The sequence below is a fragment of the Bradyrhizobium acaciae genome, assembly GCF_020889785.1.
In the GTDB taxonomy this organism is placed as follows: domain Bacteria; phylum Pseudomonadota; class Alphaproteobacteria; order Rhizobiales; family Xanthobacteraceae; genus Bradyrhizobium; species Bradyrhizobium acaciae.
On record NZ_JACMYK010000002.1, the window covers coordinates 171674 to 196456 of the forward strand.

The following is a 24783-nucleotide window of genomic DNA, read 5'->3' on the forward strand; positions in this document are numbered from 1 at the left end:
ATTGCACACAGGCGATCCGCCTCGCTGCATCCGTCGAAAATGATCCGGAACGGACATGTGGGCGTGCCATGGACCAAGCATAAGCCATGACAGTATTCGAAATGGACGTTGACCTAACCAGATTGATGTCGCAGCTTGCGGTTCGATTTTCAGTCGTACATTTAATTCGAGCGTTCAGAGATGATCGAGCTGATAAAGGCACTAACACCGCTCGCATGGCCACTGATGGTAGCCATTCTCCTGTGGAAGCTGTTTCCAATTTTAAGAGGAATCGTTACGTCGCGAAGCTTCTCAGTGAAGATCGCCGGCATGGAAGTAAGCGTCCAAGATGCAACTGAGCAATTTCAAACCCAAATTTCGGACCTTCAAAAGCAAGTGTTGCTCTTGCGCTCTAACAAGCAGCCAGCCGGATCAGGCCTGGACTTCACCGAGCCTCCTGTACCGAGCGCGGTTGCCAAAAAGTCTCCAAGAATCCTTTGGGTTGACGACAAGCCGACCGGTAACGCGCTCGAGATAGCTCAGCTGAGGCAACGGGGGATTGACGTTACTCAGGCGGAGTCTACAGACGATGCGATGGCTATCCTAAACAATGATCTTTCATTTGATGCTATCGTTTCTGACATGGGGCGGCGCGAACATGGTACATACCGATCGCAAGCCGGTCTTATGTTCCTAAACGCTTTGAGGCGCGCCGGATACAATGTTCCTTTTCTTGTATACTCGTCGCAAAAATACGCTGCGCGGAATAGCGCGGAAGTTAGATCTGCAGGCGGAGATGGAGCAACAGCTTCGCCCGTTGAGCTGCTAGAGTGGATAGATCGCAAAGTAAAATCAGCCGCCGACGGCGCATAACAGTCCGTGCCTGTCCGGCAAATGAATAGTGGCTGCTCATGTGCAGGTTTTCGGATGCCGGGATGGCGGGACTATCCACGCGCTCCTCGTGGCCGGCGTCCGAACAGCGGCCAAGGCACGAATGTTCGACGCCTAAGGAGGTCGGTATTTGCTTTGTGCATCCTGATGAGTCCCATCAGGATCTCGATCCCGAAAATGCACAAACAAAGGGGTGCCAGTTGGACCTGACACCCCGCCCCCACTCGGGACTATTTCGCCCTAAAGCGGGGCTGTGCAATCTAATCTACTATCTCACGCTCGATAGCTCGACCCGGGATCTGGGACCTTCGCCAGGTCCGTACACGGTTGGAGAATTTGCCAGCATCTTCAAGCTCGGCTCCATGCACATGAGAATAGGGAGTGAGGCTCTCACTTCGTTCTTGGATAGCAGTTTCAGTTTCATTACAAGCGTTTTCAAGCTCGGGAAGCGCTTCGATACTTCGGGTTAGCTCCGAAGCGAGTAGCTGCTTTATAAACCCTTCGTATTTATCAACGGCGTCTCGCATTTCAGCTTGATACTTGTAGTTCTGGTAGATGCCGACGATGCCGCTGCGCGTACCCGACACGTGATTTAAGAGTTGCTCGGTCACTTCGAGCGGGACACCAAGCCGCTGCATGATTGTCGCGTAGGTGCGCCTCAGATCATGGTGCGTCCAGTTGGTAACGCCACAGAGCTTGTCGAGCTTCGGCTTGTACCGCTGCCAATTTGTCGATGGCCGTACCCTACTTATGAAAGCAGCAGCCATGTTCGGTATCGGCACCGTGTGCTCGTACCCATTCTTGGTGCCGTCAGCAGGAATGGTGACGCACCCGTTCTCAAACTTATATTCGGGAAAATGCGAACTCTCGGTGAGACGCTGGCCGCAGAGTGCCAAAAGCCATATGAGCGCCTTGTACGGTTCGTAATCGAGTTTATTTGCCCCGAGGAGCACCGTTTTCAGCTCCGCATCACTGAGGACGCGTCGGCGAGGTATATAGCTGTACGGGCTCTCTAGCCCCGTGCAAGGACTGCTTTTGAGATACCGAGGAGTGCACCAATTGAAGAACGTGCGGATGTCGTTGAAGGCGTGTGCCGCTTCCGACTTTGCTTTGACGGCTTTGATGGCGTCCTGCACATCCTTGTGCGTGATCTTGTCGATGGTCTTTGTCCAAGAGAAGTATTTTTTGAGGAGCCTGTTAGTCTCGTAGCTCTCGCGCTCGCTCCACTCCCCTTGCTCTAGGTACTCGTCGCGAGCGTCCTCGAAGGATGGCGCTTTCGAGGGTTCGTAGGAGGTCCCCAAGGCAATAAGTGCACGTTTGCGCGCATCCGCCAAACTTAGTTCTGGCCAGAAACCTATACTCACCTTGGTGCGCGACGGCTGCTTGACGACGTGCCACGTCTTGCGTTTCTTGCCGATGCGGATGCCGAAGCCTGGGGTTTTGTCGTCGTAGAAGTTGCCCTCTTTGAGGGAGCGAATGGTGATATCGGTGAAATGAATGGTCGCCATTTTTGCTCGCTTTTTGCTCGGGAATGCGTTGCGTAGTGCCGAGAAAATACGAGCAGGTATGGAGTACAGATTTTCCGGAAATTCAAGAAGGGTCAGTGACTTACGGTCGCTATGGGTAGAGATGAGCAGCTAAGATTTTTTGCTCAATTCAGCTTGGGAAGCTGCCGTTCTACCATTGAACTACGCCCGCGATCTCAATTGCTTGAGGTCGACCCGCTCGGATACGACCGGCCGGACCATAGCCCGGGCGGAGGCAGAGGATCAAGCGTACATTCTGGCGGATCGCCTTGCTATCGCCGCTAGTGGCCCATTCTCACAAGCGCGTCATTGATGACGAAGGGTGCAGCGGCAGACGCGTCGCAACTACCGCTACGCGCGTAGATGCAGGCATCGGCGATGCCGACATGGGCGCAGCTCTGCCGTGAAAAGTCCGCCGGCAAGTCGCCCGCCGCCTCGGGCCGCGCAAGGATGCGGTTGAAGGCCGGCTTGGTCGCCTGCAACAGCGGCGGCAGGATGAGCTCGGCGAGCGGATCGGCCGGCGCAAGCACATAGAGCGGCACCGGGCCGACCAAGCGTTCCCGCCCCGGCAACAGCTGGAAACGAACGTTGTAGAGCGCAAGGCCGCACATCTGCGGATCGCTGCGCAATTTGGCGGCGAGCTCCGCCGCGCCGACGCCGCGCGTCCAGTAGTCGCGCATCTCCTCGCTGGCGCCGGCGAGCGCCACCGAGAGCATCGCCCAGCCGCCGAGGACGACCGGCAACGCCGCGCGGCGCCATTTGTCGTTGGTGCGCAGCGATTGCACCCAATCCGCCGACCCCAGGGCCGCGACGATGATGAACAGCACCACCGACAGGAAGACGAAGCGGTCTTCCTTGTGTGCGATCAGGCTGTGGAAGACGAGGTTGGCGAGCGCTGTCGCCAGCAGCAGCGGTGCGTGCCGCCAGCCGCGCCAGATCGCCGCGAGCGGCAGCACGATCGCAGCCGACCATACGATCAGGAAATTGACGAGATACGCCGCAGGCGGGGTCACACCGAATCCGGTGGCGCGATCGTGCACAAGGTTTTCCTTGATATTCGCGATCAACCAGGCGAACGGCACCGCACCGTGGGCAAGATCGATTGCGGCGGCAAGCAACAGCGCAACGAGCCCGCCGGCGACCAGCGGAATCAGGTTTCGCCAACGCGTCCAGCAGGCACCGACGGCAAGCACGGCGATCGCGGGCGCATGTTGAAAACGGCAGACAAAGGCGAACGCAAGCAAGGCACCGCCGATTGCAAGGCGCCGCTGCGACGGATGATCGGTCACCAACAACGCCGCCGGCACGATCAGCGCTGTCGCCAACGGCTCGCCCAGCGTATGCGGCGCGAGCATGATCAATTCGAACCAGACCGCAGTGGCGAAGCCTGCGACGACGGCATGGGTTCGCGAGACCCGCGCGCCGAAGAACCAGGCGCTGACGACGATCGATAGCGACGCACACGCGGCGACCAGACGCGGCACCAGAAACGCACCAGCACCATGAGGCGCAATCGCATCACCGAGGGCGACCGGCCCGGCCAGCAATGTCGGCAGGAACCAGCCGCGAATACCGTCGCGCCATTCCCACGTCAGGATGCCGTCATGGCCAAGCATCCGCCACGCTGGCTCGAGATATTGAAAGATCTCGTCGGGATACATCACGTTGGGCCAGGCGGCGGCCCCAACGCGTATGACCAGCGCCAACAACAGCACCGCAACGAGCGGGTGAACACGCCCGCTCGCGCGCCCGACCATTCCCGCACTGCCGGGCGCGGGCTCGACGCTCGTGCCCGTCATCGTTCCGCCGATCGTCTTTTGGAGCAGCATGCTGGCGTCCAGATAGCGGGCAAAGCCTTTAAGATGCGTGACCGCAAGTCCGTGACCGGACGTTGTCGAGGTCACACAGCACCGGCCGCGACATGCTTAACTAAACGTGAAGATTCCGGATGCGCCGAACCGCGGCGATGTTATGGTCGAGCTGGGGGTTGGTGGCGTCATGACGGGGCGTGGGTACACCATTTTCGACACGGCAATCGGCCGATGCGGCATCGCATGGGGCGATGGTGGCGTCGCCGGTGTCCAGCTTCCCGAGCTCCGCGAAATCGAGACCCGCAAACGGCTGTTCCAGCTTCACCCCGACGCGCGCGAAATGCGGCCTCCCGAGGAGGTCGATGTCGCGATCGAGGGCATCGCGGCCACCTTGCGTGGCGGCAATGGCGATCTCGGCGGCGTTGCGCTCGACATGAGCGGCATCTCCGCCTTCGACCAGCGCGTCTATCAGATTGTCCGCGCCATTCCCCGCGGCGAGACCCGGACCTATGACGAGGTCGCGAGCGCCCTGCGCACGTCCGGCGCGGTCTATTCGATAGCGCAGGCGCTCGGCCGCAACCCCTTCATGATCATCGTGCCCTGCCACCGCGTGCTCGAGGCCGGCCACTACGCCGACCGGATCTCGCCAAACGGCGGCAGCGTCTCCAAGCGGCGGCTGCTCTCGATCGAAGGCGCCCAGCCGACCACCAGCAAGACCCTGTTTGACGTGCTGCTGCCCGTTGCGCGGCCCCGGCCGCAAGCCTAGATCACAGGGCATGACCCACACCACGCTGTTGCAGCGCGATCGCATCACGGTGAACCAGTTTCGCTGCACGGCGGAGCCCGGCGACAAACCATTCGTCGAGCAGTTCGCATGTCACTCCGTGTCCTATGTGCGCAGCGGCAGCTTCGGCTGTCATTGCCGCGGCCGCTTCCATGAGCTGGTGGCAGGCTCGATCCTGGTCGGTCACCCCGGCGACGAATACACCTGCACGCACGACCATGTGGTCGGCGACGAATGCCTGTCGTTCTTCCTGGACCCGGAGCTGGTCGAGACGATCGGCGACCGCATGTCGGTCTGGCAGGTCGGCTCGGTGCCGCCGCTGCCGGAATTGATGGTGATCGGAGAGCTCGCCCAAACGGCGGCAGATGGCAATAGCGATGTCGGGCTCGACGAGGTCGGCCACCTCCTCGCCAGCCGCCTTGTCGAACTGGTGTCCGACCGCAAGGCAAGGCCCCTCACCGCGAGCCTGCGCGATCGCCGCCGCGCCGTCGAGGCTGCGCTGTGGATCGACGGCAATTCGCATCATCAGATCGATCTCGACGATGCCGCCGAGCAGGTGGGCTTAAGCACATTCCATTTCCTGCGGCTGTTCTCCGCGGTGCTCGGCGTCACTCCGCATCAATACCTCGTGCGCTCGCGGCTGCGCCATGCGGCGCGGCGGCTCGTCGACGACGACAGCGCGATCACCGACATCGCCTATGACGTCGGCTTCGGCGATCTCTCCAACTTCGTGCGCAGCTTCCACCGCGCCGCCGGTGCCTCGCCGCTGAAGTTCCGGCAGGCCTCGCGCGGCGACCGCAAGATTCTCCAAGAACGCCTTGCGCTGCAATAGCTAGGGTTCGTCCGGTCCGCGCGTTGATCGACGCGCCCATCGACTGGAGACCCCATCATGTACGACCACATCGGATTGCGCGTTAGCGACCTCGACGCCAGCGTGCGCTTCTACACTGCGGTGCTGGCGCCGCTCGGCTTCGTGCTCTGCTCGCGTGACGACAGCGGCGCGGGTTTCGGCCCAAAGGGCGAGCCCGCGCTCTGGCTGCATGTGCACAAGGGCAAGAGCCAAGGCGGCGCACATATCGCGTTCCGCGCACCGAGCCACGACGCGATCAAGACATTCCACACCGAGGGCCTGAAGGCCGGCGGCAAGGACAACGGCGCGGCGGGCCATCGCAAGGACTACAGCCCGACCTACTACGCGGCGTTCCTGCTCGACCCCGACGGCAACAATATCGAGGCGGTGTCGACGTAAGCCCCAATCGTCATTGCGAGGAGCGAAGCGACGAAGCAATCCACGCCTTCATGCCGCTGTGAGATGGATTGCTTCGCTTCGCTCGCAATGACGGTCTTTCAATCCCAAATAGCAAGGACCAAACTCCATAGCTTCCATCCACAAGGACATCCCGATCGACGCGCCGGCCGACCACGTCTGGGACGCGCTGCGCGATTTCGGCGCGCTGCATACCCGGCTGGTGCCGGGCTTCGTCACCGACACGCAGCTCGACGGCGACGTCCGCACCGTCACGTTCAGCAACGGCTCCGTGGCGCGCGAAACGCTGGTCGATTGCGACGACAAGCGGCGACGGCTGGTCTACGCGATCACCAGCGAGCGGCTGAAGCAGCATTCCGCCTCGGTGCAGGTGTATGCCGAAGGCAACGCGCGCTGCCGGGTGGTGTGGATCGCCGACGTGCTGCCGCACGAGATCGCGCCCTATATGTCGGCGCAGATGGACCTCGGCGCGGCCGCGATGCAGGCCGCGCAGGCCCGATCGGCCAGGGGAGAGGACGCGGCGTAAGCTGTTGGGTTGCACGACCGGCCACGCAATCGGACCGTGCCCGTCACCCTGAGGAGGTCGCGAAGCGGCCGTCTCGAAGGGCGACAGCCCGGCTGCTTCCAGGAGCGAGCGCCGAAGCAGCGGGGCCGCCGATCCTTCGAGACGCCGCTTCGCGGCTCCTCAGGATGACGGGTCTAATAGGCTCACGACAGCGCCGGCTGCACTTCTGCGACCGGTGCTGACTTGCCCCAGCGCGTCAGGATCACGCTGAGGCAGGACAGCACGCCGAGCACACCCATCGAGGCAGCGGCGAGTGTGAAGAAGTTTTGCGCACTCGCCTCATGGGTCGAGAGCCACCAGCCGCCGGTGCCGATGAAGATCAGCCGCGCGGTCTGTGCCAGCACTGGGCCCAGCACCTTCGCCGCGCCCTGCGAGGAGAAATACATCGACATCGCGAGGCCGATGAAGGCGTACATCGGCGCGGCGGTCGACAGATATTGATGGCTGGTCGCCCGCACATGCGGATCGCTGGTGAACAGATTGACCCAGAGATCGGGGAACACGGCGATGAAGCTGCCGACGATGCCGACCGAAAGGAACGACAGCGTGCCGGCGGTCCAGGCGATGCGCCGGGCACGCGCAACGCGGTCGGCGCCGACCGCCATGCCGATCATCGGCACCGAGGCGATGCCGACCGCGAACGCGACCGAGGTCAGCATGAATTCGAGCCGCGCGCCGATGCCGTAGCCGGCGAGCACCGCGGTGCCGAACTGCGCCAGCATGTGGGTGAAGATCGAGATCGTCAAAACCGATTGCAGCGGCGAGAAGCAGGAGACCGCGCCGACCCTGAGGATGTCGATGAACATCGCCCACTGCACGCGCAGCCCCTTCAATTTCGGCTTCACGCGGGCGCGGCCCGAGAACAGATACCAGCCCATCACGCTGATGCTGATCGAATAGGCGATCAGCGAACCCGCGGCGACGCCGCGCATGCCGAACTGTGGCACCGGACCAAGACCGAGCCCGAGCGTGCCGCCGAGAATGATCTGGCACACCGCCGAGGACAGGATCATGGTCGACGGCAGCTTCATGTTGCCGGTGCCGCGCAGGATGCCGGCCATCGTGTTCATCAGCCAGGGCAGGATCGCGCCGCCGAAGAAGATCTGCGAATAGGCGATCGCCTGCGCCAGCACGTTGCCGCGGCCGCCGAGCAATTCGAGCAGGCGCGGACCGAAGATCAGCATGCCGAACATGAACGTCAAACCGAAGGTCAGGCCGATCATCAGCGCATGCATCGCAAGCGTCGAGGCACGGTCGATCTCGCCGGCACCGAGCGCACGCGCAATCGCGGATGCGACGCCGCCGCCCATCGCGCCGCCGGACATCGTCATGGTCAGGATCACGCAGGGAAACAGCAGCGCCATCGCCGCGAGCGACTCGACGCCGAGCCGGCCGATATAGGACGTCTCCGCGATCACCACGCAGGTGCCGGCGGACAGCGCGATCACGTTCGGCCACGCCAGCCACAACAGCGTGCGCAGGATCGGCCCGTCGAGCAGTGCGTTGCGCGCCGGTCTGGTGACCGGCGGCGGCAGCGGCCGCTCTTGTTCGTCGACAGGTATTTCGGCGAGGCCGAGGTCGGACATTTCTGCTCCACGGCGCATGACCCGCCAAAGTGTGGGCGGTTTGGCGAAGAGGTCATGCGCCTAAATTTATGATTCAGAGCGCGATCAGGCGCAAAACCGGTACCCACTTTTGCTGATCGCGCTCTGCGCAGTCTGGGAGCCGCGCCATGGTGTTTCCCTACCATGGCAGCGGCGGAATCCACGTGCGCGGGACGCAAGGGGGGCCTGCGCGATTGCAGGTGAACCCAGATGAACCTCTGATCTAGCCGACCGACCAGACGAACGGCGCGCCGGCGCTGCTATTCGGCTTCAGATGCACCGGAATATGCCGCCCGCAGCCGGCCGCCAGCCCTTCAAGCAGACCTGTCAGCACGCTGGCGCAGGCCGGATGATAATCGGCGACGTCGGCCATCAGCTTCCAGCCCTGCTGGCGGATTTCGAACTGGCCCTCGGACTCGCTGATCTCGGCGACGTCGTCCTGCGACTCGAACAGCGTGCGCAGGAATGCGGCAAATTCCGTGGCGCGGCCAGGACTACCGCCGAGCGCCTGCGCGACCTCATCGAAATACTGCATGCCAATCAGCTTGCCGGCGAGATGCAACAGATAGCTCGCATCCTCGGGCCCGAACACCTGCACGATGACGGGCGCGGCCGTCTTCACATATTCCATCGCGTAGTTGCGATAGGCCTTCTCGAGCCGCGGCTTAGGCCAGCTGTCGACCGGCAACGCCGGCGCGGTCCTGGTATCGAACAGCGGCGCCTCGAGATGGCGCGCGAACACCAGGCGCTGGTCGAGTTCGAGCGGATGATCGTATTCGCAGTAATAGCCCTCGAGCCCGTCCTGGCCGTCGACGCTCTGCTTGGTGCAGACGAAGCCGAGCCTGAGATCGCCGAGGGCTGCACCATTGTTGGCGTGCCAGCCACGCAGCATCGCGCGCGAGACCTCGCCGGGCACGCCGCAGATCGCCGTGCCCTTCCAGATCCAGCGCGGCGGCGGATAGCGGATCCAGGCCTTGCGGTCGGTCTCGTACATGTATTCGACATGCACGCCGCCGATCCAGTTGGAGAGATAATGATACTGCGCGGCGGCGACCGCCGGCGGCAGGCCGTCGAGGCCAAGCTTCTTCAGACCGGGCAGGAAGCGCTCCTGCTGCTGGCGGCGAAACACGCGGAAGACGAATTCGGCGGCGTCAGCCGTGTCGCGCCGCGTGACCACGGTGAGGATCAGCCCGGTGAAAAAGGCGTGATAGAGATCGGCGACGCTGCGCCACTTCCGCCACTGCGCCTCGCGCGCGTTTTGCTCTCCGGTCATGTCTGCTCCCGTTTGTTGTTGTTGTTCGCCGGAATGTGTCATCGCCAGCGAGACGACGCAACCAGCACACACTCGGTGTCATCGCCCGACTTGATCGGGCGATCCAGTATTCCAGAGACGGTCGTTATCGATCGAGAGGCCGCGGCGTACTGGATTCCCCGCTTTCGCGGGGAATGACAGCCGAGGAATTCCGCTACACGCGAAAATGCTTGGAGAGCTTCAGGCCCTGCGCCTGATAGTTCGAGCCGATGCGCTGGCCGTAGAGCGCGTCGGGACGCTCGAGCATGCGCTCATAGACGAGACGGCCGACGATCTGGCCATGCTCGAGAATGAACGGCACCTCGCGCGAGCGCACTTCGAGCACGGCGCGCGCGCCCTTTCCGCCGGCGCCGGCATAGCCGAAGCCGGGATCGAAGAAGCCGGCATAATGGACGCGGAATTCGCCGACCAGCGGGTCGAACGGCACCATCTCCGCGGCGTAATCCGGCGGCACCTGCACGGCCTCTTTCGACGCCAGGATGTAGAACTCGCCGGGATCCAGGATGAGGCTGCCGTCGGAGCGCGCCTTGATCGGCTCCCAGAATTCGTCGACCGAATAGCCGCCGCGGCGATCGACATCGACCACGCCGGTGTGGCGCTTGGCGCGATAGCCGACGAAGCCGCCCGAACTCTCGCCGGAGAGATCGACCGACAGCGCGACGCCATGGGTGAGATCGGCATTGTCGGCATCGACCAGCCGCTCGGCAGCATGCAGCGCATCGAGCTCGTCGGCGGTCAACGTTGCTTCACCGATCCGGAAGCGGACCTGGCTGAGCCGCGAACCCTCGCGCAGCAGGACGGGAAACGTCTTCGGTGAGATCTCGGCGTAGAGCGGACCGTGATAGCCGGCGCCGATCATGTCGAAGCGGCGGGTGCCGTCGGCGATCACGCGGGTGAAGACGTCGAGCCGTCCGGTCGAGCTCTTCGGGTTGGCGGCAGCCACGATCTCCGGCGGCAGCGCCAGGCTCTCCAGCAACGGGACGATGTAGACGCAATTGGTCTCCAGCACCGCGCCGTCGGAGAGATCGATCTCATGCAGCTTGAGCTGGTCGATCCGCTCGGCAACGGTGGCATCGGGCCCCGGCAGGAAGCTGGCGCGGACGCGGTAGGCGATGTCGCCGAGGCGCAGGTCGAGGCTCGCCGGCTGGATCTGGCTCTCGACGAAGTCGTAGGCGGGCAGAATGAGGCCGGCCTCCGCCATCTCCGCGATCATGCGGTCGGGCAGGATTCCGTTGGATTCATCTTCCAGCGTGAACGACACGGCACGGTCCCTCGGGATGGCCCAAAATCTCCAGGCGGCCATCAAGCCCCAAAATATGGGCTTTTACGGGTTATCCGATGACCGTCTTGACGGAAAGGGCGCGAGGGAATATCAGCTGCACTTATCCCGTGGTGATTTGAGCCGGCCGGCTTGCAGCCACGTTAAATAAGTCGCTAAACAGGCCGGGGACAGTGTGATCCCGGCTTGTGGAGGTTTCTCCAGGCCGGTTTTTTTGTGGCCGTTTTCGAAAGGAAAATGGCCACTTCGGAGGTCACATGTCTGAATCTGAAGGTACCGCCCGCTTCCGTCCCGAAACCCGCCTGGTCCATGGCGGCACGCTGCGCTCGCAGTTCGGGGAGACGTCGGAAGGGCTGTTTCTCACCCAGGGTTACGTCTACGACACCGCCGAGCAATGCGAGGCGCGCTTCAAGGGCCAGGACCCCGGCTTCATCTATTCGCGCTATTCCAACCCGACGATTGCGATGTTCGAGCGCCGCATGATCGAGCTCGAGGGCGCGGAAGCCGCGCGCTCGACTGCGACCGGCATGGCCGCGGTGACCACTGCGATCCTCGCGCCGCTGAAGGCCGGCGATCACGTGGTGGCGTCGAAGGCCCTGTTCGGCTCCTGCCTTTACGTCGTGCAGGACCTGCTGCCGCGTTACGGCATCGAGACGACGCTGGTCGACGGCCTCGATCTCGACCAGTGGCAGCGCGCCTTGCGGCCGAACACCAAGACCTTCTTCCTGGAGAGCCCGACCAACCCGACGCTCGACGTGCTCGATATCGCTGCGATCGCAGAGATCGCGCATAGCGGCGGCGCCCGGCTGATCGTCGACAACGTGTTCGCGACGCCGATCTGGCAGAGCCCGCTGTCGCTCGGCGCCGACGTCGTGGTCTATTCCGCGACCAAGCACATCGACGGTCAGGGCCGCTGTCTCGGCGGCGTCATCCTGTCGTCGGAGGCCTTCATCGCCGAGCACATCCACAATTTCATGCGCCAGACCGGCCCGTCGCTGTCGCCGTTCAACGCCTGGGTGCTGCTGAAGGGGCTGGAGACGCTTGGCGTCCGCGTTCGCGCGCAGACCGAGAACGCGGCGAAGATCGCCGAGGCGCTCGCGAAACATCCGAAGATCACGCGGCTGGTCTATCCCGGCCGCCCCGATCATCCGCAGGCCGCGACGGTGAAGAAGCAGATGGGCGCCGGCTCGACGCTGGTCGGCTTCGAGGTCAAGGACGGCAAGGCCGGCGCCTTCCGCTGCCTCAACGCGCTGAAGATCTCGCGCATCTCCAACAATCTCGGCGATGCCAAGAGCCTGGTCACGCATCCCGCCACCACGACGCATCAGCGCCTGGCGCCGGAGGCCCGCGCCGAGCTCGGCATCAGCGAAGGCTTCATTCGCTTCTCGGCCGGGCTCGAGCATCCCGACGATTTGATCGAGGATTTCCAGCGCGCGCTGGAGCAGGTGTGAGGCGGGCTGAGCTCCCCTCTCGCTTGCGCAGGAAAGCTATCGCATATGCCCCTTGTCATCGCCCGGCTCGACCGGGCGATCCAGTACGCCGCGGCCCTTCGGCTCAAGCACTGCGGTCTCTGGGATACTGGATCACCCGCATGCGCGGGTGATGACACTGAGCAAGCTGAGCAATCACCGCGTCATCCCGAGGGAACAGCGCTTACGTCGCCGCCGTCGTCACACCGCCGTCGACCACGATGGTCTGGCCGGTCATGAAGGTCGAGGCGTCGGAGGCGAGATAGGCGACTGCGCCCGCGATCTCGTCGGGCTCGCCGATGCGGCGGAGCGGCGTCGAGGCGGTGCGACGCTTCAGATTGTCCGGATCTTCCCACAGCGCGCGGGCGAAATCGGTTTTCACGAGGCCCGGCGCCACGCAATTGACCCGCACGCCCTTCGGTCCCCATTCGCCGGCGAGGCTGCGGCACAGCGCGAAGTCCGCCGCCTTGGAGATGCCGTAGGCGCCGATCACGGTCGAGCCGCGCAAGCCGCCGATCGAGGAGATGATGACGACCGAGCCCTTGCCGCGTTCAGCCATCTGCGGGATCGCCAGTGCGGAAAGCCAGATGTTGCTCTTGACGTTCGAGCCCATGATCTTGTCGAAGGCTTCATCGGTGATGTCGAGCAGCGGTCCGTAATAGGGATTCACCGCGGCGTTGCAGACCAGGATGTCGATCTTGCCGTAATGCTTGATGGTGCCCGAGACCAGTGCCTCGACCTCCGCGCGGCGAGCGATGTTGCAGGGAATGACGAGCGCATCGCCGCCCGCCTTCTTGATGCCGTCGGCGACCTCCTGGCAGGCATCCGCCTTGCGCGAGGAGACCACGACCTTGGCGCCGAGTTTTGCCAAAAGCTCCGCCGAGGAGCGGCCGATGCCGCGGCTCGAGCCGGTGATGACCGCAACCTGGCCGGTGAGATCGAACGGGGTGTTTTTCATTTGACGTGCTCCCTTGTGTTCTTGTTCCCGTCATGGCCGGGCTCGTCCGGCCATCCACGTCTTTTGTCCCGCCAAGACATGGATGCCCGGGACAAGCCCGGGCATGACGATCTTGGTGCAGGTGCAGTCTCGCGTAGTTTACGCCAACAGGCCGCCGCCTTCGCTGACGCGACGGAGGTGGTAGTCGGTGTCGCCGAGCGTGTTCTCGATCATGGTCAGCCGCTTGAAGTAGTGGCCGATCTTGGCTTCCATGGTCATGCCGATGCCGCCGTGCAGCTGGATCGACTGCTGGCCGACGAACTTCAGCGACTTGCCGACCTGCACCTTGGCGGCCGCGACCGCGGACGAACGCTCCTTGGCATCGGTGAAGTCGGACGCCATGGTCGCGAACATCGACATGCTGCGGGCCTGCTCCAGCGCCACGAACATGTCGGCGGCACGGTGCTGCAGGCTCTGGAACGAGCCGATCGCAACGCCGAACTGCTTGCGGGTCTTGATGTACTCGACGGTCTCCTTCAGCGACTCGTCCATCGCGCCGACGGCTTCCGCGCACAGCGCAATGCGGGCTTCGTCCGCGACGCGCTCGATCAACGGCAGGCCGTTCTCGGGATCGCCGATCGCAGCATCCGCACCGACCTCGACATTGGTGAAGGTGATGTCGGCCGCGTGCAGGCCGTCCTGCGTCGGATAGCCCTTCCTGGTGACGCCCTTGGCGTCCGACGGGACGAGAAATACGCCGATGCCGGCCTTGTCGCGCTGGCCGCCTTTGGTGCGTGCGGTCACGACAAGCGTGTCGGCGTTCTCGCCGTTGAGCACGACGAACTTCTCGCCGTCGATCACCCAGCCGTCGCCCTTTTTCTTGGCCGTGGTCACGACGTCGAACAGGTCATAGCGCGAGTTCTTCTCGAGCTGGGCAAAGCCGAAGGTCTTGCTGCCGTCGATGATGCCCGGGATGTACTTGGCCTTCTGCTCGGCCGAGCCGCCATGGCGCAGGAAGCCGCCGGCGACCACGACGGTGGCCAGATACGGCTCGACCACCAGCGCCTTGCCGAGTGCTTCCATCACGATCATGGTCTCGACCGCGCCCGCGCCGAAGCCGCCATCGGTCTCCGCAAAGGGCAGACCAAGCAGGCCCTGCTCGGCGAGCTTGTCCCAGAGCGCTTTGCTCCAGCCGCCCTTCTCCTTCATGTACTTCTTGCGCGCATCGAAGTCGTAGGCATCCGCCAGCAACCCGTCGACGCTTTCCTTGAGAAGCCGCTGCTCCTCGGACAGATCAAAATCCATTTTACCATCTCTCCAAAATCACGCGGGCGCCTGCCCTGATCTCCACTCGTCATCCCCGCGAAAGCGGGGATCCAGTACGCCGCGGCGCTCATTGGGAATCATGACCGCCTCGGCGTACTGGGTCCCCCGCATGCGCGGGGGACGACACCGAACTTGTGGCCTACAGCCCCAGCACCGCCTTGCTGATGATGTTGCGCTGGATCTCATTGGAGCCGCCGTAGATCGAAACCTTGCGGTTGTTGAAGTAGCTCGGCGCGATCTGCGCGGTCCAATCCATGCTCTCGTTCGAGCCGGCGTCGCCGTGCTCGTCATAGGGCGCGGCGAACGGACCGATGATCTCCATCAGCAGCTCGGTTGTGGTCTGCTGGATCTCCGAGCCCTTGATCTTGAGCACCGAGGACGCCGGGTTGGGCTTGCCCTTGCCGTGCTTGCCCTCGTCGGCGACGACGCGGAGCTGGGTGAGTTCCAGCGCCTTCAGCTCGATCTCGCAGGCCGTGAGCTTCTCGCGGAACGCCGGATCCTCGATGACGGGACGGCCGCCGGACTCGACCTTGGAGGCGAGTGCACGGATGCGGCGCAGCCGTTCCTTCGACACGCCGACCCGGGCGATGCCGGTGCGCTCATTGCCGAGCAGGAATTTCGCGTAATCCCAGCCCTTGTTCTCTTCGCCGATCAGGTTCTCGTAGGGCACCTCGACGTCGTCGAAGAACACTTCGTTGACCTCGTGGCCACCGTCGATGGTCTGGATCGGGCGCACGGTGACGCCCTTCGACTTCATCGAGAACACGATGAAGGAGATGCCCATCTGCTTCTTCGCGTTCTTGTCGGTGCGGCAGAGACAGAAGATCATGTCGGCGTGCTGGGCGAGCGTCGTCCAGGTCTTCTGGCCGTTGATGATCCACTTGTCGCCTTTGCGCTCGGCCGTGGTTTTCAGCGAAGCGAGGTCCGAACCGGAGCCCGGCTCCGAGAAGCCCTGACACCACCAGTCGTCGACATTAGCGATGCGCGGCAGATATTCCTTCTTCTGCTTCTCGTTGCCGAAGGTGTAGATGACCGGGCCGACCATGCTGACGCCGAAGGCGAGCGGCTGCGGCGCGGGATAGGATTGCAGCTCTTCATTGAAGATGTAGTGCTGCACGGTGGTCCAGCCGGTGCCGCCATATTCCTTCGGCCAGTGGGTGACGCCCCAGCCCTTCTTGTTGAGGATGCGCCACCAGGTGACCATCTCGTCCTTCGACAGATGACGGCCTTCCTGCAGCTTGCGCCGGATCTCCGGCGGCACGTTGTTCTTGAAGAACTCCCGTACCTCCTCGCGAAACGCTATCTCTTCCTTGGTGAAAGCGAGATCCATCGGATCCTCCTTTTGAAGTTCAATGCTTCGTCAATCTCGATGTCGTCCCGGCGAAAGCCGGGACCCATAACCACCGGCCGTCGGGATTGGCGAAGCCGGCTGCCGCTTGTGCCCCTTGCAAGAGCCGCGGCGTATGGGTCCCGGCTTTCGCCGGGACGACGATATTACGTTACGATGCGCCGCACCGGTCATGAGCGGGATCCTGATGCAGTCTGTTGTTGTGTGCCTTGAGATGTTTTCGGCTGCTGCTGGCGCAGTTCGTGACGCGACAGCTTGCCGACCGGGGTGCGCGGTAGCTCGGCGACGAACTCGACCGCCGCCGGCAATTCATGCTTGCCGACCTTGCCGGTAAGGAATGTGCGCAGCTCGTCGACCGAGAACGCCTTCTCGCCGTGGCGCAGCTTGATGAAGGCCTTGGCCGCCTCGCCGCGGTAATCGTCGGGAATGCCGATCACGATCACCTCCTGCACGGCAGGATGGGTGTAGATCGCCTGCTCGATCATCTGCGGATAGACGTTGAAGCCGCCGGAGATGATCATGTCCTTCTTGCGGTCGACCAGATAGAAATAGCCGTCGGCATCCATGTAACCGATGTCGCCGGTCAGGAAGCGGTCGCCGACGAAGGCCTCCGCGGTCTCCGCCGGCCTGTTCCAGTAGCCCTTGGTGACGTTCGGGCCGCGGATGCGGATTTCGCCGACCTCGCCGACCGGCATCACCCTGGTGGAATCCTCCAGCGACACCACGTCCATCTCGATGCCGGGCAGCATCAGCCCGATCGAGCCCGGCTTCTCCGGGCCTTCCTTGGGATGGCCGGTGCCGGGCGAGCAGGTCTCGGTCATGCCCCAGCCGCTCTTCAGCTTCATGCCGACGCGGCGCTCGAACACCTTTGCGACCTCGACCGGCAGCGGCGCGCCGCCGGAGCCGGCGACCACCAGCGACGAGAGATCGCGCTTGTCGAGATCGGGCAGCGAGGCGATCGCGATCCACATCGTCGGCACGCCGGGAAACACCGTCGCGCGCTTGACCTCGATGTCGCGCATCACGGCCTCGACGTCGAAGCGTTGATGCAGCGAGATCAGATGGCCGCGCCGGATCGCCGATAGCAGCACGACGGTCAGCGCATAGATATGAAACAGCGGCAGCACGCAGATCACGCGCTCGACCGCGTTGCGCTCGAGCCGCGCGGGCCTGCCCCAGACGTCATAGATCGACACCGCCGCGGTGAGATTGCCGTGGCTGAGCATGGCGCCCTTGGGCAGGCCCGTGGTGCCGCCGGTATATTGCAGCAGCGCGACGTCCTCGACGTCGACCGTGGGCCACTGCGCCGGCTTGGTCGCGCCGTCGATGAACTGCTTGTGGGTGATGATCGCGGGATTGTCGGGCAGCGCGGCTTGCTGTGTGCCGGCCTTGCCCCAATTGTCGTCCTCGCAAACGATCAGGCGGTCGAGCAGACCCTTGGCGAGGAACTTCAACGCAGTCGGCAACAGCGCTGACAGATTGCTGGTGACCAGCACGCGCGCGCCGGAATCCGACAGCTTGTGCGACAGCGCGATCTCGCCGTCGAGCGGCGACAGATGCACGACGCGGGCGCCGGCCTTGAGCGCGCCGAAGAAATTGATCGGATGATCAGGCGAATTGCCGAGGAACAGCGCGACCGAGGTGCCCTTGCCGTAGCCGGCGCGCAGGAAGGCAGCGGCTGCGGTCTCTACCAGCGACTCGAGCTCGCTGTAGCTGATCTGGCGGTCGCGGAATTCGAGCACCGGGCGGGCGCCGTATTCGGCCGCCGCGCTCGAGAGCAGGTCCGGCAGCGTGCCGCGCGTAATCTCATCGCTCCACTTCACGCCGCTCGGATAATATTGTTCGCCGGGATGACCAGTCATGAACGTCTTCGCTTTCGTAAGGTGAGCACCGGCGCGCGGGCTCCCCTCCCCCTTGCAGGGAGGGGTGGGGGGAAGGGGTACCATTCGGGCAGTCCCGATGCCGCCGCCCCTCTCCCTACCCTCCCCCGCAAGGGGGGAGGGAACCCTGTCACCGCCTTCGCGTCGTCGAAGCCAATCACGCCGCTTTCGACGCCGCGGCGAGCGAGGCGAAGGTCTTGCCTTCGTCGGCGAGCTTCTTCAGCAGCGGCGCCGGCTCGAGCGAGGGATCGTTGGTCTCCTTGGCGTAGTAGGCCAGGCGATCGGCGATGTGCTTGAGGCCGACGGTATCGGCCCAGTACATCGGGCCGCCGCGATAGATCGGCCAGCCGTAACCATAGAGCCAGACCACGTCGATGTCGGACGGACGCGCCGCGATGCCTTCGGCGAGGATCTTCGCGCCTTCGTTGATCATCGGGTACATCATGCGCTCGAGGATCTCGTCGTCGCTGACGACACGCTTCTTGCGGCCGAGGCGCGCCAGCGTCTCGTCGATCAGCTTCTCGACTTCCGGATCAGGCAGCGCCGAGCGGGAGCCCGGCTCATACTTGTAGTAGCCCTTGCCGGTCTTCTGGCCGAAGCGGCCGGCTTCGCAGAGTGCGTCCGCGATTTCCGACTTGATGCCGCGGTCCTTGCGCGAGCGCCAGCCGATATCGAGCCCGGCGAGATCGCCCATCGCGAACGGGCCCATCGGCATGCCGAACTTCGTCACCACGGCATCGACCTGCTGCGGCAGCGCGCCTTCGAACAACAGCTTCTCGGACTGCTTGCCGCGCTGCGCCAGCATACGGTTGCCGACGAAGCCGTCGCAGACGCCGACCACTGCCGGCACTTTTGCGATCTTGCGCGCGATCGAGACGGCGGTGACCAGCGCATCGGGCGCGGTCTTGTCGGCACGCACGATCTCGCACAGCTTCATGACGTTGGCCGGCGAGAAGAAGTGCATGCCGAGCACGTCCTGCGGACGCTTGGTCGACTGCGCGATCTCGTCGATGTTGAGATAGGAGGTATTGGAGGCCAGCACGGCGCCCGGCTTGGCATACTGGTCGAGCTTGCCGAACACTTCCTTCTTGACCGCCATGGTCTCGAACACCGCCTCGATCACCAGATCGGCGTCGCCGACGTTCTCGATGCCGACGACACCGTTGATCAGCGCCATCCGCTTGGCGGGCGCGTCCGCCGGGATGCCGCCGCGCGCGGCGGTCGCCTCGTAGTTCTTCTGCATGATGCCCATGCCGCGCTTGAGCTGCTCCTCGCCGGTCTCGATCAGGGTGACCGGGATGCCGGCATTGGCGAACGACATCGCGATGCCGCCGCCCATGGTGCCGGCGCCGAGGATGGCGACGCGGGCGACGTTGCGGCCCTTGGTGCCTTCGGGGACGCCGGAGATCTTGGCGGCCTCGCGCTCGGCGAAGAAGGCGTAGCGCTGCGCCTTGGACTGGTCGCCGTTCATCAGCTTGAGGAAGCCTTCGCGCTCCTTCTTCAGGCCTTCGTCGAACGGCAGGTCGATCGCGGCGCCGACGGCATCGGCCGCGGCGAACGGCGCCTCGAGGCCGCGCGACTTCTTGGTCAGCGCAGCGACCGCATTGGTAAAGATCGAACGGTCGGCCTTGGCCGCGGCGAGCTTGGAGTCGTCATCGCGCAGCTTGCGCAGCGGACGCTTCTCGGCGACCACCTTGCGCGCAAATGCCTCACCGCCCGAGGCCGGACCTTCGACGATCTCCTCGATCAGGCCGGCCTTCAGCGCAGCGTCCGCGCTGATCGGGTCGCCGCCGACGATCATCTTGACCGCGAGCTCGGGACCGACCGCGCGCGGCAGGCGCTGGGTGCCGCCGGCGCCCGGCAGCAGGCCGAGCTTCACCTCGGGCAGACCGAGCTTGGCGTCCTTGGTGGCGACGCGATAGTGGCAGGCCAGCGCGACCTCGAGGCCGCCGCCGAGCGCGGTGCCGTGGATCGCGGCAACGATCGGCTTCGGCGAAGATTCCATCAGGCTCAGCACCTCGGCAAGGCCGGGCGGCTTCGGCGGCTTGCCGAATTCCGTGATGTCGGCGCCGGCGATGAAGGTGCGGCCGGCGCAGGTCAGCACGATGCCCTGAACCTGCGCGTCATCGATCGCACTCTTGATGCAATCGAAGATGCCGCCGCGCACGGCCGCGCTCAGCGCGTTCACTGGCGGACTGTTAACCGTGACGACGGCAATGTTGTCATGACGTTCGAGCTTGACGACTTCACTCACCGGGACTCTCCCTGGATGCTTGTTCTTGAACTTGTGTTGAGTAGCTGCACGACTTGCGTCGAGCCGCTACGATTAGACCAATTTCGCACTGCGAAATTTAATTCCACATCTTGACACGGAGGGTTATTTTGAAGCACGAGCCTTGTCAACGAGCATAACAAGGGCAGGACAAGGATAGGGATGAAGCGCGCCAGCAAGAAAGCAGCGACCGATCGCAATTTCGTCGTCGCGCTTTCCCGCGGACTGGACGTCCTGCGCGCATTTCAACCCAATGACGGGCTGCTCGGCAATCAGGAGATTGCAGCCCGCACCAAGTTACCGAAGCCAACCATTTCCCGGCTGACCTACACGCTGACCAAGCTGGGATACCTTACACCTGTACCGAAATTCGAAAAGTATCAGCTTGCGCCGTCGGCGATGGCGCTGGGCTATGCCGCGCTCGCCAATCTCGGCGTTCGGCATTTGTCCGAGCCCTATCGAGAAGAAGTGATGCGCGCGACCGGCGGCGCCGTCGCGGTCGGCGGCCGTGATCGCCACAGCATGATCTATTTCGGCCAGAGCCGGAACGGCCTGGCGCTCGGCGTTCAGCTCGACGTCGGCTCGCGCGTGCCGATCGCAACCACCGCGATGGGACGTGCCTATATTTGGGCATTGCCACCCGAAGAGCGTGCGGCTTTATTGCGCGAGCTGCGGGATCACTACGGCAGCCGCTGGGCCAAGATGCGCGACGGCATCGAGCGCGCCGGCGAGACGGTGGCGAAGCACGGCTTCACCATGTCGACCGGCGACTGGCAGAACGACGTCGCCGCGGTTGGCGTTGCATTGAGACTGAACGACGGAACCGGCCCCTACGCCTTCAATTGCGGCGCGCCGGCATTCCGCTTCACGGAAGATAGATTGCTCAACGACATTGGACCTCGTCTTGTCGCGATGGTAAGGAACATCGAGCAGGCGCTCGGTGGAATGGCGCCGCAATCCAAAAAAGAACAAAGCAAAAAGTCTAGAGTAGGAGGGAAAGTTGCACGTTTGGCCGAGGGGATCAGATAGCCTCCATCACATCCTGCGAAGCACATCGCAGGATGGCTCGCACCGCTCGAAGACGGCGGGCGAGACGAGATGACGCAGGCACAGCTCGCGCAGGGGAATGATCCCTTGCTCGCGGTTCGCGACGTCAGCGTCGTGTTCGGCGGCATCATCGCACTCAATGGCGTGTCGTTCGACATGCGCCATGGACAGATCCTCGGCTTGATCGGGCCGAACGGCGCCGGCAAGACGACGCTGTTCAATTGCCTGTCGCGGCTTTATCAGCCGTCGTCCGGCGACATCCTGATGGAAGGCAAGAGCATCCTGTCGCGCCCGCCGCACCGGATCGCCGAGATCGGCATCGGCCGCACTTTCCAGAACGTCGCATTGTTTCCCAACCTGTCCGTGATCGACAATGTGCGCGTCGGCGCGCATGCCCGCACCTCGAGCGACATCGTCAGCGACTCGCTGCGGCTCGCCTGGGTTCGCCGCGGCGAGAACGACATGAACAAGAAGGTGCACGACATCCTCGGCTATCTCGATCTCGAGGACGTCGCCCACACCGTGGTTTCGGGACTTCCCTTCGGCACCCAGAAGCGCGTCGAGTTGGCGCGCGCTTTGGCCGCAGATCCGAAGATCCTGCTGCTCGACGAGCCGGCCGGCGGCCTCAATCACGAGGAAGTCTACGTGCTCGGCGATTTGATCCGCAAAATCCGCGATGACCGTAAAATTACGGTGCTGCTGGTCGAGCATCACATGGGTCTCGTGATGTCGATCGCCGACCACGTCGTCGCGCTCAATTTCGGCCGCAAGCTGGCCGAAGGCACGCCGGCCCAGGTCCAGGCCGACCCTGATGTCATCAAGGCCTATCTGGGGAGCAAGGACCAATGACCACGATGCTCAACGTCAAGGACCTGCGTGCCTATTACGGCCAGGTCCAGGCCCTGCACGGCCTCAGCTTTTCCCTCAACGAGGGCTCGCTGACCACCCTGCTCGGCGCCAACGGCGCCGGCAAGACCACCACGCTGCGGGCGATCTGCAACATGGTGCGCTCGACCGGCGCGATCGAGTTCGAGGGCAAGCCGATCGGCACGCGCTCGACCGAGAACGTGGTCCGGCTCGGCATCGCCCATGTGCCGCAAGGCCGCGGCACCTTCACCAACATGACGGTGGAGGAAAACCTGCAGCTCGGCGCCATCAGCCGTCCGGACAAGAAGGCGATCGGCTCCGACATCGAGCGGATGTACGAGCATTTCCCGGTGCTGAAGCAGCGCTACACCCAGCAGGCCGGCACGCTGTCCGGCGGTGAGCAGCAGATGCTCGCGGTGGCGCGCGCGCTGATGCTCCGGCCCCGCTTGATGCTGCTCGACGAGCCGTCATTCGGCCTCGCGCCGCTGATCGTGCGTGACCTGTTCCGTATCCTCGGCAAGATCAATCGCGAGGAAAAGGTGACCATCCTGGTGGTCGAGCAGAACGCGCAGCTCGCGCTCGAGCTCGCCGACCAGGCCTATGTGATCGAAACCGGACGGATCGTGATGTCGGGCAATGCCAAGGACATCGCGAACAACGAAGACGTCCGCAAATCCTATCTCGGCTACTGAGGAGCTGGCACAATGGAGCTTTTTGCCAACCAGGTCCTGGCCGGCATCGCCACCGGCGCGATCTATGCCTGCATGGCGCTCGCGGTCGTGATGATCTACCAGGCCATCGACCATCTGAATTTCGCCCAGGGCGAAATGGCGATGTTCTCGACCTTCGTGTCCTGGCAGCTGATGCAATGGGGTGTGCCGTATTGGGGCGCCTTCGTGCTCACCGTCGCCTTTTCGTTTGCCGCCGGCATCGTCATCGAACGGTTGCTGTTCAAGCCGCTGGCCAAGGCCCCCATCCTGACCAACGTCGCCGGCTTCATCGCGCTTTACGCGATCATCAACTCGGTCGCCGGCCTGATCTGGGACTTCACCATCAAGCAATATCCGACGCCGTTCGGCTCCTCGCCGTTCCTCGGCAGCCAGCTGATCTCGACCCATCAGGCCGGCATGATCGGCATCACGCTGTTGATGCTGGCGCTGCTGTTCTTCTTCTTCCGCTTCACCCGGGTCGGTCTTGCGATGCGCGCGGCCGCGTCGCTGCCGGAATCGGCCCGCCTGGTCGGTATCAACACCTCGTGGATGATCGCACTGGGCTGGGGCATGGCATCCGCGATCGGCTCGATCGCCGGCATGATGATCGCCCCTGTGGTGTTCCTCGAGCCCAACATGATGCTCGGCGTGCTGATCTACGGATTTGCCGCAGCCGTGCTCGGCGGCCTGACCAGTCCGTTCGGCGCTGTGATGGGCGGTTTCCTGGTCGGCATCTTCGAGAACCTGGTCGGCACCTACATCCCCGGTGTCGGCAATGAACTGAAACTTCCGATCGCGCTTGCGCTGATCATCGTCGTCCTGGTCGTTAAACCGGCAGGCCTGTTCGGCCGCGCCATCGTCAAGCGAGTTTGATCATGAGCGCCGCTGAAGAAATCGTCACAGAAGCCCCCGCCGTCGAGGCCGTGCCCAAGCGCGCCATGACGCTCGGCTATGGCACCTCGCTCGTGGTGCTTGCCGCGCTGATCCTGATCCCGCTGTTCGTGAAGAACTTCATCATCTTCCAGATGACGATGCTTCTGATCTACGCGCTGGCGGTGATGGCGCTCAACATCCTGACCGGCGGAAGCGGCCAGTTCTCGCTCGGCCAGAGCGCGTTCTACGCCGTCGGCGCCTATACGTCGGCGATCCTGATGGAGCATGCGGGCATGAACTATGCCCTCACGCTGCCGATCGCCGGCATCGTCTGCTTCGGCTTCGGCTTCCTGTTCGGCCAGCCGGCGCTGCGGCTAAGCGGCGTCTATCTCGCGCTCGCGACCTTTGCGCTCGCCACCGCGATGCCGCAGCTCCTCAAGCTCGGCTATTTCGAGCACTGGACCGGCGGCGTGCAGGGCCTCGTGGTCACCAAGCCCGATGCGCCGTTCGGCCTGCCGATGTCGCAGGACATGTGGCTCTATTACTTCACCCTGGCGGTCTCGATCGGAATCTACCTCGCCTCGGTGAACCTGTTGCGCTCGCGGTCCGGCCGCGCCTTCATGGCGATCCGCGACAACGAGATCGCGGCCTCCGCGATGGGCGTCGACGTCGCGCTGTACAAGACGCTGGCGTTCGGCGTCTCGGCCGGCATCACCGGCGTCGCCGGCGGTCTCGGCGCAATCGCGGTGCAGTTCGTGGCGCCGGATGGCTACACCATCCAGCTCGCGATCTCGCTGTTCCTCGGCATGGTGGTCGGCGGCGTCGGCTGGCTACCCGGCTCGATCGTCGGAAGCGCCTTCATCATCTTCGTGCCCAACATCGCGGAAGGCATTTCCAAGGGCCTTTCCGGTGCCGTGTTCGGCGTGCTGCTGTTCCTCGTCATCTTCCTCGTGCCGCACGGCGCCAGGCAGATTGCGATCATCGCCCAGCAACTGGCCGCAAAGCTCAAGAAAAACTAAGAGTCCTTAGAACCCAA

Annotated in this window: 21 protein-coding genes and 1 riboswitch; of the genes, 11 read left to right on the plus strand and 10 right to left on the minus strand. The window is 63.6% G+C overall.

The window, feature by feature from the left end; all coding sequences use genetic code 11:
• Positions 1-180 precede the first annotated feature (180 nt).
• Complete coding sequence (locus tag H8A92_RS01960) at positions 181-852, plus strand: response regulator (protein ID WP_229194192.1); 672 nt, start codon at positions 181-183, stop codon at positions 850-852.
• A 278-nt stretch (positions 853-1130) separates the two neighbouring features.
• Here H8A92_RS01960 and H8A92_RS01965 read toward each other — a convergent pair whose 3' ends face one another.
• Together H8A92_RS01965 and H8A92_RS01970 are read right to left on the minus strand one after the other, a co-directional pair.
• A complete protein-coding gene (locus tag H8A92_RS01965) occupies positions 1131-2378 on the minus strand; it encodes a tyrosine-type recombinase/integrase (RefSeq protein ID WP_229194193.1) in 1248 nt (415 codons plus the stop codon).
• A 299-nt stretch (positions 2379-2677) separates the two neighbouring features.
• Positions 2678-4225 (minus strand): glycosyltransferase family protein, encoded by a 1548-nt coding sequence (locus H8A92_RS01970; protein ID WP_229194194.1) that lies wholly within the window; start codon positions 4223-4225, stop codon positions 2678-2680.
• A 169-nt stretch (positions 4226-4394) separates the two neighbouring features.
• Here H8A92_RS01970 and H8A92_RS01975 point away from each other — a divergent pair, with 169 nt between their 5' ends.
• From H8A92_RS01975 to H8A92_RS01990, 4 genes are all read left to right on the plus strand, one after another.
• Positions 4395-4973, plus strand: a complete 579-nt coding sequence (locus H8A92_RS01975; RefSeq protein WP_229194195.1) for a methylated-DNA--[protein]-cysteine S-methyltransferase — start codon at positions 4395-4397, stop codon at positions 4971-4973.
• A gap of 10 nt (positions 4974-4983) precedes the next feature.
• The gene (locus H8A92_RS01980) at positions 4984-5823 is read left to right on the plus strand and encodes a helix-turn-helix transcriptional regulator (RefSeq protein ID WP_229194196.1); all 840 of its coding nucleotides are present in this window, start codon (positions 4984-4986) and stop codon (positions 5821-5823) included.
• A 57-nt stretch (positions 5824-5880) separates the two neighbouring features.
• Entirely contained in the window at positions 5881-6240 is a 360-nt protein-coding gene (locus H8A92_RS01985) for a VOC family protein (RefSeq protein WP_229194197.1), read from the plus strand.
• A 127-nt stretch (positions 6241-6367) separates the two neighbouring features.
• Entirely contained in the window at positions 6368-6784 is a 417-nt protein-coding gene (locus H8A92_RS01990) for an SRPBCC family protein (RefSeq protein ID WP_229194258.1), read from the plus strand.
• Between the two features lie 182 nt (positions 6785-6966).
• Here the strand turns inward: H8A92_RS01990 and H8A92_RS01995 are convergent, their stop codons facing one another.
• From H8A92_RS01995 to H8A92_RS02005, 3 genes are all read right to left on the minus strand, one after another.
• Positions 6967-8409, minus strand: coding sequence for an MATE family efflux transporter (locus H8A92_RS01995; protein ID WP_229194198.1), 1443 nt, complete (start codon positions 8407-8409; stop codon positions 6967-6969).
• 241 nt (positions 8410-8650) lie between these two features.
• Positions 8651-9700 carry a hypothetical protein gene (locus tag H8A92_RS02000; protein ID WP_229194199.1) on the minus strand — a complete coding sequence of 350 codons (1050 nt, stop codon included), beginning with the start codon at positions 9698-9700 and terminating at the stop codon, positions 8651-8653.
• Between the two features lie 193 nt (positions 9701-9893).
• Positions 9894-11000, minus strand: coding sequence for a 2'-deoxycytidine 5'-triphosphate deaminase (locus tag H8A92_RS02005; RefSeq protein ID WP_229194200.1), 1107 nt, complete (start codon positions 10998-11000; stop codon positions 9894-9896).
• Between the two features lie 118 nt (positions 11001-11118).
• A riboswitch (SAM riboswitch) is annotated at positions 11119-11198 on the plus strand.
• A 77-nt stretch (positions 11199-11275) separates the two neighbouring features.
• Between H8A92_RS02005 and H8A92_RS02010 the strand changes: the two genes are divergently transcribed.
• Positions 11276-12469 carry an O-succinylhomoserine sulfhydrylase gene (locus H8A92_RS02010; protein ID WP_229194201.1) on the plus strand — a complete coding sequence of 398 codons (1194 nt, stop codon included), beginning with the start codon at positions 11276-11278 and terminating at the stop codon, positions 12467-12469.
• 202 nt (positions 12470-12671) lie between these two features.
• Here H8A92_RS02010 and H8A92_RS02015 read toward each other — a convergent pair whose 3' ends face one another.
• The 5 genes from H8A92_RS02015 to H8A92_RS02035 all read right to left on the minus strand — a co-directional run bounded on the left by H8A92_RS02015 (position 12672) and on the right by H8A92_RS02035 (position 20232).
• On the minus strand, positions 12672-13445 hold the full coding sequence (locus tag H8A92_RS02015; RefSeq protein ID WP_163162334.1) for an SDR family NAD(P)-dependent oxidoreductase: 774 nt from the start codon (positions 13443-13445) through the stop codon (positions 12672-12674).
• A gap of 138 nt (positions 13446-13583) precedes the next feature.
• Entirely contained in the window at positions 13584-14729 is a 1146-nt protein-coding gene (gene pimD / locus H8A92_RS02020; protein ID WP_229194202.1) for a pimeloyl-CoA dehydrogenase small subunit, read from the minus strand.
• 160 nt (positions 14730-14889) lie between these two features.
• On the minus strand, positions 14890-16080 hold the full coding sequence (pimC, locus tag H8A92_RS02025; RefSeq protein WP_229194203.1) for a pimeloyl-CoA dehydrogenase large subunit: 1191 nt from the start codon (positions 16078-16080) through the stop codon (positions 14890-14892).
• Positions 16081-16268: 188 nt separating this feature from the next.
• Positions 16269-17960: a dicarboxylate--CoA ligase PimA gene (gene pimA / locus H8A92_RS02030; protein ID WP_229194204.1), complete on the minus strand. Its 1692-nt coding sequence runs from the start codon at positions 17958-17960 to the stop codon at positions 16269-16271.
• Positions 17961-18135: 175 nt separating this feature from the next.
• Entirely contained in the window at positions 18136-20232 is a 2097-nt protein-coding gene (locus H8A92_RS02035; RefSeq protein ID WP_229194205.1) for a 3-hydroxyacyl-CoA dehydrogenase NAD-binding domain-containing protein, read from the minus strand.
• 180 nt (positions 20233-20412) lie between these two features.
• Here H8A92_RS02035 and H8A92_RS02040 point away from each other — a divergent pair, with 180 nt between their 5' ends.
• The 5 genes from H8A92_RS02040 (at position 20413) to H8A92_RS02060 (ending at position 24766) form a co-directional block, all read left to right on the plus strand.
• Positions 20413-21279 carry an IclR family transcriptional regulator gene (locus tag H8A92_RS02040; protein WP_163160473.1) on the plus strand — a complete coding sequence of 289 codons (867 nt, stop codon included), beginning with the start codon at positions 20413-20415 and terminating at the stop codon, positions 21277-21279.
• 69 nt (positions 21280-21348) lie between these two features.
• Positions 21349-22146: an ABC transporter ATP-binding protein gene (locus H8A92_RS02045; RefSeq protein WP_095731499.1), complete on the plus strand. Its 798-nt coding sequence runs from the start codon at positions 21349-21351 to the stop codon at positions 22144-22146.
• Entirely contained in the window at positions 22143-22856 is a 714-nt protein-coding gene (locus H8A92_RS02050) for an ABC transporter ATP-binding protein (RefSeq protein ID WP_028339070.1), read from the plus strand. The genes H8A92_RS02045 and H8A92_RS02050 overlap by 4 nt, the downstream gene beginning before the upstream one ends.
• Before the next feature lie 12 nt (positions 22857-22868).
• Positions 22869-23747, plus strand: coding sequence for a branched-chain amino acid ABC transporter permease (locus H8A92_RS02055; protein ID WP_163160471.1), 879 nt, complete (start codon positions 22869-22871; stop codon positions 23745-23747).
• 2 nt (positions 23748-23749) lie between these two features.
• Positions 23750-24766, plus strand: coding sequence for a branched-chain amino acid ABC transporter permease (locus tag H8A92_RS02060; RefSeq protein ID WP_229194206.1), 1017 nt, complete (start codon positions 23750-23752; stop codon positions 24764-24766).
• Positions 24767-24783 lie beyond the last annotated feature (17 nt).